This window comes from Streptomyces sp. FH025 (genome assembly GCF_017427025.1).
GTDB lineage: Bacteria > Actinomycetota > Actinomycetes > Streptomycetales > Streptomycetaceae > Kitasatospora.
Genome location: NZ_JAFLNG010000957.1, coordinates 1 through 2,322, shown reverse-complemented (window position 1 = coordinate 2,322; position 2,322 = coordinate 1). Strand labels below are relative to the sequence as shown.

Sequence of the window (2,322 nt, the reverse complement as noted above, 5' to 3'; positions counted from 1 at the left end):
ACCGAAGGAGAGCGTCCGTGATCGGCACCACCCACCGAGTGGGGGAACTGAGCTGGCTCCTCGACGAGTTGGTCCAGCGCGCCCCCGAGGTCCGCTTCGCCGTGATGCTCTCCGCCGACGGCCTGGCCATGGGCACGTCGGCCGGACTGGAACGCGAGGACGGCGAGCACCTGGCCGCCGTAGCCTCCGGCTTCCACAGCCTGGCCAAGGGCGCCGGACGGCACTTCGGTGCGGGCGAAGTCCGGCAGACCATGGTCGAGTTGGAGGGCGGCTACCTGCTGGTCGCGGCGGCCGGGGAGGGCACTTGCCTGGCCGTGTTCGCCACCGCCCGGGCCGACCTCGGGCTGATCGCGTACGAGATGGCCAGGCTGGTCCGGCGGGTCGGGGAGCACCTGAGCGCCCCACCCCGCGCGATGCACGGGGGGTGAGCCCGGTGTCCCGTCCGGACCGCCGGTACCAGCCGGAGGACGCGTTCCATCCGTACCACCAGCGACATCCGGAGCATCCGGGGATCGAGCCCGGACGGCGCCCGCGCAATCCGCTGGCCGCCGCGCACGAGGCCCGCTGGTTCGACGACGAGGCCGGGCCGCTGGTTCGCCCGTACACCATGACCAGGGGGCGTACCGGGGCCGGTGAGCAGCAGTTCGACCTGATCGCCGTGGTCGTGTCCGAGCCGTTCGATCCGGTGCTCGCCCCGGACGAGCCCGAGCCGCCGGTCGGCCCGGAGCAGGCGCGCATCCTCGGCCTGTGCCGCGGCACCCCGCTGTCCGTGGCCGAGCTCGCCGCCGACCTCGACCTGCCGGTCGGCGTCGTACGGGTGCTGCTCGGCGACCTGCTGGCGGCCGGGCTCATCCGGGTCCGCCGCCCCGTTCCGCCCGCCCTGCTCCCCGACGAGCGCATCCTCCAGGAGGTCATCCATGGACTCCGCGCACTCTGACCACCCGTCTCGGCCCGTCCCGCCGGACACGGCGCCGGACGGCGCGGATCCGGACGGCGCCGTGCTCGCGCTCAAGATCCTGGTGGCGGGCGGCTTCGGGGTCGGCAAGACGACGCTGGTCGGCGCGGTCAGCGAGATCCGTCCGCTGCGCACCGAGGAGCGGTTGACCGAGGCCGGGCGCGGGGTGGACGACCTCGGCGGGGTGGAGCGCAAGACCACGACCACGGTGGCGATGGACTTCGGTCGGATCACCATCCGCGAGGGCCTGGCCGTCTACCTGTTCGGCACCCCGGGGCAGGACCGGTTCTGGTTCCTCTGGGACGAGCTGGCGCAGGGCGCGCTCGGTGCGGTGGTACTCGCCGACACCCGGCGGCTGACCGACTGCTTCCCGGCGGTCGACTTCTTCGAGCACCGCGGGATCCCGTTCGTCGTCGCGGTGAATCGTTTCGCCGGGACACGGGAGTTCGGCCCGGGCGAAGTCGCCCGCGCGCTGGACCTGGACGTCGGTACGCCGGTGGTGCTCTGCGACGCACGTCAGCGGGCCTCCGGCAAGGAGGTGCTGATCAACCTGGTCGAGCACGCCGGACGGGTGCACGCCGCCCGGCTGCTCGCCGATGTCTCGCCGGTTCGCTGAGGGGTAGTGGCCCTCTGTCGGGCGGTGGCGGACGGAGTTCAGCTGACGGATCACAGCCGACAGCCGACAGCGGACAGCCGACAGTTAACAGCTAACAGATGACGGATGACAGATTTCGAAATCTGTCATCCGTCATCTGTTAGTCGTTCCCCGTCAGCCGCCGCCGCTCAGCTGTGCCACTGGAACACGACCTTCGTCCAGGTGGACCCCGGACAGTTGCCCCATACCGCCCAGGCCTGCGGGCGGGCGCCGATCCACAGGCCGACGGAGTACGTGCCGTTGGCGCAGTAGGTGATGGTGCGCAGCTGGCCGGAGTAGACGTTGCAGTACCCCTCCCAGCGCCAGCCATAGTTGGCGGTGATCACGCAGTGGTAGCCGGTGGCGGTGATGCTGGGCCAGGCCGCGGCGGCCCCGGGGGTCACGATCCGGTGGTGGCCCGACGCCGCGGCGGCTGGCGGGGTGGCGGTCCCGAGCAGGCCCAAGGCGGCCGCGGCAGCCATCCCGAACCCGGCGATCTTCCTGGTGATGCAGCCTCGCATGGCGGTTCTCCTCGCTCAACGGTGCAAATCGAGGGGCGTCCCGGTCGGCGGGTCGGCGGGCGGACGCGAACTCCCGCCCCCCGTCCGGCTCATGACGAATTGCACACGATTGACTGCGAAGAGTGAGACGACGGCCTATGATGTGACCTGTGTCACAACCTGTTCGGTTGGGGTGCGATCAGGCCCAATTGGGTGTTCGGGATGCCGATTTC

At 71.2% G+C, this 2,322-nt stretch carries 4 protein-coding genes; 3 read left to right on the top strand and 1 reads right to left on the bottom strand.

Annotated elements, in window-relative coordinates; genetic code table 11:
* Positions 1-17 precede the first annotated feature (17 nt).
* The 3 genes from J0670_RS36095 (at position 18) to J0670_RS36085 (ending at position 1,571) form a co-directional block, all read left to right on the top strand.
* Complete coding sequence (locus J0670_RS36095) at positions 18-428, top strand: roadblock/LC7 domain-containing protein (protein ID WP_207816935.1); 411 nt, start codon at positions 18-20, stop codon at positions 426-428.
* Between the two features lie 113 nt (positions 429-541).
* On the top strand, positions 542-937 hold the full coding sequence (locus J0670_RS36090; RefSeq protein WP_207816934.1) for a DUF742 domain-containing protein: 396 nt from the start codon (positions 542-544) through the stop codon (positions 935-937).
* Positions 918-1,571 (top strand): ATP/GTP-binding protein, encoded by a 654-nt coding sequence (locus J0670_RS36085; RefSeq protein WP_207816932.1) that lies wholly within the window; start codon positions 918-920, stop codon positions 1,569-1,571. The genes J0670_RS36090 and J0670_RS36085 overlap by 20 nt, the downstream gene beginning before the upstream one ends.
* 167 nt (positions 1,572-1,738) lie before the next feature.
* Here the strand turns inward: J0670_RS36085 and J0670_RS36080 are convergent, their stop codons facing one another.
* Positions 1,739-2,110 carry a hypothetical protein gene (locus tag J0670_RS36080; protein ID WP_207816930.1) on the bottom strand — a complete coding sequence of 124 codons (372 nt, stop codon included), beginning with the start codon at positions 2,108-2,110 and terminating at the stop codon, positions 1,739-1,741.
* Positions 2,111-2,322: the final 212 nt, after the last annotated feature.